Source organism: SAR324 cluster bacterium (genome assembly GCA_029245725.1).
Classification (GTDB): Bacteria; SAR324; SAR324; order SAR324; family NAC60-12; genus JCVI-SCAAA005.
Genome location: JAQWOT010000151.1, coordinates 1 through 7,743, shown reverse-complemented (window position 1 = coordinate 7,743; position 7,743 = coordinate 1). Strand labels below are relative to the sequence as shown.

General features: G+C 41.6%; 7 protein-coding genes and 2 tRNA genes. 8 read left to right on the top strand and 1 reads right to left on the bottom strand.

Annotation, left to right across the window (positions count from 1 at the left end; genetic code table 11):
• On the bottom strand, positions 1-969 hold a 969-nt coding region (locus tag P8O70_07820), incomplete at its 3' end, for a hydrolase (GenBank protein MDG2196785.1).
• Positions 970-1,043: 74 nt separating this feature from the next.
• On the opposite strand from P8O70_07820, the gene P8O70_07815 reads away from it, so the two are divergent.
• The 8 genes from P8O70_07815 to P8O70_07780 all read left to right on the top strand — a co-directional run.
• Positions 1,044-2,093, top strand: coding sequence for a rod shape-determining protein (locus tag P8O70_07815; protein MDG2196784.1), 1,050 nt, complete (start codon positions 1,044-1,046; stop codon positions 2,091-2,093).
• Positions 2,094-2,152: 59 nt separating this feature from the next.
• Positions 2,153-2,227: transfer RNA gene (locus tag P8O70_07810), tRNA-Cys, on the top strand.
• Positions 2,228-2,263: 36 nt separating this feature from the next.
• Positions 2,264-2,350: transfer RNA gene (locus P8O70_07805), tRNA-Leu, on the top strand.
• 182 nt (positions 2,351-2,532) lie between these two features.
• A complete protein-coding gene (locus P8O70_07800; protein MDG2196783.1) occupies positions 2,533-2,688 on the top strand; it encodes a hypothetical protein in 156 nt (51 codons plus the stop codon).
• A 678-nt stretch (positions 2,689-3,366) separates the two neighbouring features.
• Positions 3,367-4,389 carry an alcohol dehydrogenase catalytic domain-containing protein gene (locus P8O70_07795; GenBank protein ID MDG2196782.1) on the top strand — a complete coding sequence of 341 codons (1,023 nt, stop codon included), beginning with the start codon at positions 3,367-3,369 and terminating at the stop codon, positions 4,387-4,389.
• 282 nt (positions 4,390-4,671) lie between these two features.
• On the top strand, positions 4,672-4,920 hold the full coding sequence (locus P8O70_07790; protein MDG2196781.1) for a hypothetical protein: 249 nt from the start codon (positions 4,672-4,674) through the stop codon (positions 4,918-4,920).
• A 311-nt stretch (positions 4,921-5,231) separates the two neighbouring features.
• Positions 5,232-6,320, top strand: a complete 1,089-nt coding sequence (locus P8O70_07785) for an autotransporter outer membrane beta-barrel domain-containing protein (GenBank protein MDG2196780.1) — start codon at positions 5,232-5,234, stop codon at positions 6,318-6,320.
• A 220-nt stretch (positions 6,321-6,540) separates the two neighbouring features.
• The coding region (locus P8O70_07780) for an Ig-like domain-containing protein (GenBank protein MDG2196779.1) at positions 6,541-7,743 on the top strand (1,203 nt) is incomplete at its 3' end.

Below are 7,743 nucleotides of genomic sequence, written 5' to 3'. Positions count from 1 at the left end.
TTCAAAGAAGCTAGGGACAATCTGAGAGAGCCAGGACCACTCTTGCCCTGGAACGGCACCTGACACAAAGCCTAAATGACCTCCTACTGGAACGAAAGCCGTCTGAATCAGGTCTGACAATTCACATGCCTGTGGAACAACTTCAGGAATCATGAAAGGATCATCCAGGGCGTGAACCAGTAAAGTTGGTACCCGAATGCTTTTGAGGTACTTACGACAACTGGCTTTTTCATAGTAATCATGGACATTCTTGAAGCCGTGCAATGGCGCTGTCAGCAAATCATCATATTCCCAGAGTGTCTTAAGCTCATTGATCTGCGAAAGGTCAGATAGTCCCAATGCATCCTTCAATAAGGCCCACTTGCGCACTGAAGAGCGTTTCAGCCGTCCCATCAAATATTGCTGATAGATTTTTGAAAAACCTTGGTTGAGTCGGTCAGCGCATAGCGGTAGTTTGTAGGGAACAGAGATAGCACACGAGGCCGCAATGTTTCTAAACTCATTCTGACCAAGCCAATTGAGCAGAATGCTACCGCCAGTGGAAAATCCCACGACTCCAATCGGTGCTTCTGGGAAGCGTCCTCGAAGAGCTTTAACGGTCCAGTCTAACTCCTGCCAGTGCATCGCATGATAGCTTTGCGCAAGGCGGTTCGGTTTTTCTCCACAATTACGATATTGCATAACAACAGCCCGCCATCCCAAGGAACCGAGTTGACGCATTAGATCCTGAACATAATTGGAGCGGGCGCATCCTTCCAAACCATGTAGAATCAAAATGGTAGGCACTTCTGCAGGGGCCTCATACGTGTCCTTCAGCCAAAACCATTCAAGGAAATCTTGATCTGGTAGTTCGTGGATTTCCTCCAATAAATCCACCGAAGGCACCTGCCAAACCCGTGCATTCCACAAGGTCTGACTATGGGCTTCCGGAAGCCACCAAGCTGAACGAAATTCTAGTTCGCTTGAAATGGAAAATGGCTTGCCCTGTGAAGATCTTTTTCTGATGATGGCCTCCTTGAAGTCTTTCTTACCATGGAGTGGTCGTGTCTGTTTTCTCTTCGCTTACCAAGTCCTTTGTTCAGGATCTTGCCATTGACCTTGGCACTGCCAATACGCTTGTCTGTACGCAAAAGCATGGGATTGTTATTCGTGAGCCTTCTGTCGTCGCGGTGAAGCGAATTTCCCGGGGGGAAATGCGAATTCTGGCGGTGGGCCAGGTTGCTAAGGAGATGATGGGAAGAACTCCACGCGGAGTAGAAGCCATTAGGCCTTTAAAAGATGGAGTGATTTCAGACTTTGACATTGCTCAGGAAATGCTGAGTTATTTTATTCGTGAAACCCAGCTACAGTTTTCTGCATTGAAGACCAAGCCACGGATTGTCATCGCCATCCCCTCCGGAATTACCCAAGTTGAACGGAGAGCTGTCAGAGAAGCGGCGTTGCTAGCTGGAGCTAAAGAAGTCTTTTTGATTGAAGAACCTATGGCTGCAGCAATCGGAGCAGGTCTCCCGGTTCAGGATGCTACAGGTTCGTTGATTGTTGATATTGGTGGTGGAACCACGGAGGTCGCCGTTATCTGTTTAGCCAGCATTGTCTTCAGTGATTCAAGCCGAATAGGCGGTGACGTGATGGACGAAACCATCAGCCAGTACGCCAAGCAAAAATACAACTTGTTGATTGGCGAACGAACTGCAGAAAACGTCAAGATTCTCTTGGGCAATGCAATTGAGGGAAGTGCTACCCACCAGACAATGGAAGTTCGTGGGCGAGATGTGATTTCAGGAGTACCAAAAACCTTACTATTTCATGAATCAGAGATACGTGAATGTCTAGCGGACAACTGTGTGGCAATTGTAAAATTGGTCAAAAAGACTTTGGAGCAAACTCCCCCTGAATTGGCTGCAGACATTGTTGAAAAAGGCATTTTCTTAGCTGGTGGAGGTTCCATGCTGGCTGGTTTAGACAAATTATTGAGCGAGGAGGTCAACTTAAAAGTAATGCATGCTGACGATCCTCTGAGCTGTGTGGCCTTGGGAACTTTAAAGGTTTTAGCAGAATTGGACCTACTGGCTCAGATTGAACTCAACAATTAGTCCTTGCCTTTTGTGTGGGCAAATTTATCATCTCAAATTTCTGATAATTTTCCTCGGTTGGTGACGTGGCTGAATGGTCAGGCAGCAGATTGCAAATCTGTTTCATAGCGGTTCGAATCCGCTCGTCACCTCCACCTGCCTATTGAATTCTTGCTTCCTCAGCAATGCTAGCCCGGATGGCGAAATTGGTAGACGCACAGGACTTAAAATCCTGCGGAGGTAGCCCCTCCGTGCCGGTTCGATTCCGGCTCCGGGCACTCAAATTCTTACTTTGCAACATCCCTTCTTGGTCTTCACTGCTGATTTGCTCATCTAAGTAGTTAGTCGCTTTGCAACCACATCAAAGTCAGGCCAACAACAGAATTGGTCTGAATTATGCCATGTGTTAGTTGGCTGCAGGCGAATTTAATGAGTAGATTTCACAATTAGGGAGGCTGTGATGCAGAAAGAATTTGAAGACTATCAAAAGATCCTGATGCTTATTCAGCAAGACGTTAAAGACATGAGAGAGCGGTTTCTTCTGAATGATTTAAATCCTGAGAATTTTCGAGATGGCAGTCCTTTGGAAGACGACATTATTTCTCTTAAAAAATAGATCTTTATTGCTATTAATCTGTTGATTATACTTGGATTTCGATCCATATAAGTTGGTACGCTGAGCAAGTCGATAACAAAGAGTGAGCTACTCATTCAGATCTTTAGAATTACTTCAGGTGAACTTATATCTGCTAAATCAGAGATCTGAATGTTCCCAATTCTTCAAAACAATTTAGCTGTCAGAATTCCTAATTATTTCAATAAATCACTGCAGGCACTAACTTGATGGGAAGGTTCTCACCGGTAATATTTATCATCATTGCCTTGATGATCGTTTTCTTCTACTTCTCAAATAACATTGTCTGACTTTCCTATCAGTCAACAAAAACCTTTGTCTTCTTCCTGCTGGCGTTCATTGAATGAAAATTACCCTTCAGCATTACAAGCAAAAGGTTGGCTCAATCTGGTGCTTGATCAGTGCACAGATTATTTTGGCAGCCTGCTCAAATACTAGTTCAGAGGTAAAGACCACTAACCAAAACCCAGAGACATGTAAGATGGCCTACGAATATGAGTGGGAGCATATCTACGACAGAAAGGTGTACATTCCAATCGCTTGTTGTAAATGCGTGGAGTAAGCTGATCTTCATAAAAGCATGCTGATCTCTGCGAGAGTCCCTTCTTGCTTTCCTCCAATCATTACTTTTGAAACTGTCCCCTCAATTCTGAAACTAATATGAAAAAAATTGGAGTTGCCCTTTTTGGGAACAAATCGCTTGAAGTGAGGGAATTTCCTTATTTAGAGCCTGGATTGAATGAGGTCTTGATTGAAGTGAAGGCAGCTGGAATTTGTGGTAGTGACTTGCATTTTTATCGTTCCAGTCCAGATGAGTTGGGTGCTCGTTACGGAAAAATTGTAGGTCATGAGCCTGCAGGAATCGTTGTCCAAACTGGAGATGCTGTTAGTAACTTCAAAGTTGGTGATCGGGTGACCGTAAATCACACGCTAGGTTGTGGTCACTGTCACTACTGTCACCAAGGGGAAACTGTTCTTTGCCCAACTGGGAAAGGAATGGCCTTGGCGGATGCTGGAGCAAATACCAACGTTCTGAAGCTTCCGGAAAATACCTGTCTTGAACTCCCAGAGAATATTTCCTTTGAAGACGGTACTTTTATCGCGTGTACTGGAGCGACTGCGTACAATGCGGTTCAACAATTGAGGGGTCAAGCGGTTCGCAACGTAGTTGTCTTCGGGCTGGGTCCAGTGGGATTGTCAGCGATATTAATGCTTGAAAGAATGGGAATCAATGTGGTAGGAATCGATCCAATTAAGAGCCGCAGGGACTTTGCCACCTCACTTGGTTTTGAAAAAATCGCAGACTTTACAGAGACTGAAGGTATCATCGAGATGTCCCCCAATCCAGAAGGTTTTTGTGGAAGTATTGAAACCAGTGGGGCAAGTAATGCTCAGAGTCGGGCGATTGATGTGCTGAGGCCAAAGGGAGTTGTAATCTACCTTGGATTAAGCAAGGGAGTCCCCAGTATCTCTCCAGAGCAATTTATTCATAAGCAGATTAGGTTGCAGGGCTCAAAAGTTTTACCCTCTTGGGCAGCAGTTGAGATGATGAATTTTATGCAGGAGAGCAACTTATCCTTTGAACAGCTTATTCGAGAGAAAATCCCTCTTCAGAAAGCTGCAGAGGCCTTTGAGAAGTTTGAGAGTGGGCTGTCTGGGAAATTTATTTTATTGCCAAACTAGCCTCAATTCAGCCGTAGAATCGCGATTTTCCCATGCATTTAAATAACTGATATCAAAAAAATCTGGAAGGTGTACCAAATAATGAATTACATTATGTATTTTGTGTCAAAAAAATTACATAATCTGGCTATATATCATGAAACACATGAAAATATTTGAAGGTTTTGAATAGTAGAAAGTTTAAATTTGGATAAACCAATGAGTACTTGACTTTTAGGTGACAAAATAAAATCTTGTTGAATAAATTTCTCTAACATTTAAACAAAAACTATCTGAGTCAACATGTTCTTCGTGGTTTTCTTGAATAAATTTCCTGAAGTACCAATCCAAGTCTGTGAAGATCACCGTACAGCTTTGAAGAGCTTAGCAAAGCATCATCGGCACGGTAGAAGTGGTTGGATCTCTGAAATGGATTTGGGCCTACTCAATCATTATATCGAAATCATTGACTTAGAGCATCATGAGATTTTTGACATGGCTCGGTTCGACTATCTAGAGAAGATTGTTCATGAGCAAATTTCGGTAGCCTGAGGATGGCTGTCTTTAAATAATTCAAAAGACTACCCATTTAGACTTCCAATGTAATCGCACCACACGCAGCTTAAACGGACTCATTACTTTCGCTTCTCCTCCCGTCAAGAATAATTCTTTCACAAGAACTAAAAATTGAGTTTCGGTTTACCTGAGACTCTTTTCCTCATAGATAATCTGTCATTCTTAAAAACTATCCATTTGCCTCAATTTTGCTTAGAGACTTGGCGAGTTCTGCGTGTGATTCACCAAATTTTTAGGTGAAATTAACAACTGGGGTGCCAGTGCCAAATCTTCTACAAACCTATTCGTTGGAAAACCTTGTTCTGAAGGTTATCCAATTCGTGATTGTTTTTTGCCTTTCATCCGCTGTTTTGTCGGCAAAAGATCCAACATCCGACCCAAATATCCTCTGCTCAGAACCTGAAAGGAAGGAGTTAGTCCAACAATTTCAGCAAATGGATTTGGATGTCAAATTCATAGCTGATTTTTGTGAAAGATTTGCGCCAAGCGATCCTAGCTCACAAAAAAATTCAAAAACAAAAACAAGCTTTTTATCACCTAAGAAAAAATTACTAAGGCAGGGAGTGCGGCTTCGTCAGCTCTCAAGTGAAGAAAATGATCAAGCAAAACAAACTTCTGAACAGATGTTGATGGCTCTCTTGACTTCTAAAGAGCTTGCATCAGGTGCTTCAGTTCCTGGAGAAAGTTATTATCAAAAAGGTGATAATCCAGAAATTTTGCAAAATAATATTAATCTAAAAAATCGATCAGTTTATCAGCTAAATCCCAACAATTTTATAGAAAGCAATGATCTTTCTACGAAATTGGGGGAGGGTAATTGGGATTTTTCATCTGGAATCATTTGGCAACTGAATCTTGGTCAGGCCAAAACTAGTTTTTTTGAGACAGATACCGGAACAACGCTAAAGGGGAATCACTTAGAAGTTAGGCTACAAAGATTTTTTACACCACTTCTGTTATCGGGGATCAGCCAATCTTATCGCAAACAAAGAGGAACTCTTAGAAAAACAAGTTTGACCAAATCAATTGATCTCGAACAATTCCAGCTGCTTGGAAATTTTGGAATTGCTTGGGAAGCAGATAATGGGTTGGGCTTACGGGGTAGTCTGATGGGTGGATGGTCAGAAAACCGGTTAAATTATCGGCTGCAGGAAGATGACAAAGCTTATTTTTCAGATTCAATTGATAATGGACAGTTTACTTGGGGATTTGAGTTTGGGCCAACATTTAAGTTAATGGAACGGTGGAGAGCAGGCATGCGGTGGCAAAAACAGAACTCGATTACCACTGTTCGCTTTGCTGAAGGTAATAAAGCGACACTTCATCCACTACAAACTTACCTTATCTGGGCAGAATACATTGTCGAAACGAGGTAAAGGTGTTTCTCTATAAAATATATTATTCTATTGAATTTATTGTTTTATTTAAAATTCTCATGGAGACATGAGCTTTAGGAAGATTTTACGATATTTAAGCAAAAGTAGGGACCAGTGCGGCCAAATGATTCTTGGCAATAGACTTGAATGACCCATTTCTCTACAAATCCTACCTTGCACTACTTAAGACACTTTCGCATTTTCGGACAAAGAGACTGTTATGAATATGTCAAAACACGTTTTTAATCTGCTTCTTATCCCATTAATTCTGGGGACATTGGTTGTTGCCTGCTCTTCTGATGAGACAAGTGAAAGCTCAAGTCCGGTCCCGGAACCTGACCCAGTGATTGAAGTAGATAATACGAAACCAAATGTAGTAGCCAATGCACTTGTTCCAAGTAATGGCAGTACTGGAGTGTTAATTGGAACCTCTGTGAAATTTGCCTTTGATGAGCCAATAGACGTCACTTCAGTAACCACAGCTGACGATTTCACTTGTGGAGCAACAGTTCAACTCTCTGCAAATAATTTTCTCTCTTGTGTACCGATGAGATCCGATTACGATGCACGGAATGACAATCGATCATTTACAGTCTATCCAGTTGATTATCTTGACTACAACACAAAATACGAACTGAAAATTAAGGAGTGGATCAAAGATACTTCAGGAAATTATCTACCCTATGATATCATTCCGTTAGTTTTTACTACTGTTCCTGAAAACACAGTCACATTTGTTGATAAAATACTTGTTGATTTTGAAAATAAACTTCGGCTTGCAGGTGGGTATTCTTTGGTAAATGAACTAAGATCTGTTGATAGAAAAGGGGAGGGACTAACTATTACCGTCATTGATTCAATTTTAAAAGGGGTGAGGGATGAACTGACAAATAAAAGTTTAAACAACTCAGATGACTTGATAAAGGTTCTTGAATCAATGCTAACAGGATCTATCAAAGGATTAGATATTGCCAAAATATCTGATTCGACACGCAGAAAAGAAATTTTGTCAGACATTTGCTCTGAGTTAGTTGCAACCATACCAGGTAGAGAAAAATTCTATACAGAGAATAAATCTGAAATTGTTAAGAGTTTGATGAACACAGGGGTTAGTGAGTTATCAGGAAAAGTAACAAATGAAGAAATTCCAGAGGCAATTGGTGGGCTTTTACAAGGATTTATATTATCTTTAGGTACTCTTGAATTCAGTGAATTAGAAAGAGTTAATCAGGTAATTCCAGATTTATTGAAACGCACTATCATTACAGCTGATACAGTATATTCATCATCTGGAAATACTTTTTGGAATACAACCATTGAGCATATGAGTTCTGCGATGGTCAGCGGGATGAATCAATGGGATGATTGGGGTGGAATGGAGAGCAAATGGGATGATCATTTGTCAACAGGCCTTACCGGAATT

Coding starts and splice junctions, on each gene's coding strand:
- P8O70_07800 (MDG2196783.1), top strand. CDS start 2,533: ATGCAGAAAGAATTTGAAGACTATCAAAAGATCCTGATGCTTATTCAG.
- P8O70_07795 (MDG2196782.1), top strand. CDS start 3,367: ATGAAAAAAATTGGAGTTGCCCTTTTTGGGAACAAATCGCTTGAAGTG.
- P8O70_07790 (MDG2196781.1), top strand. CDS start 4,672: ATGTTCTTCGTGGTTTTCTTGAATAAATTTCCTGAAGTACCAATCCAA.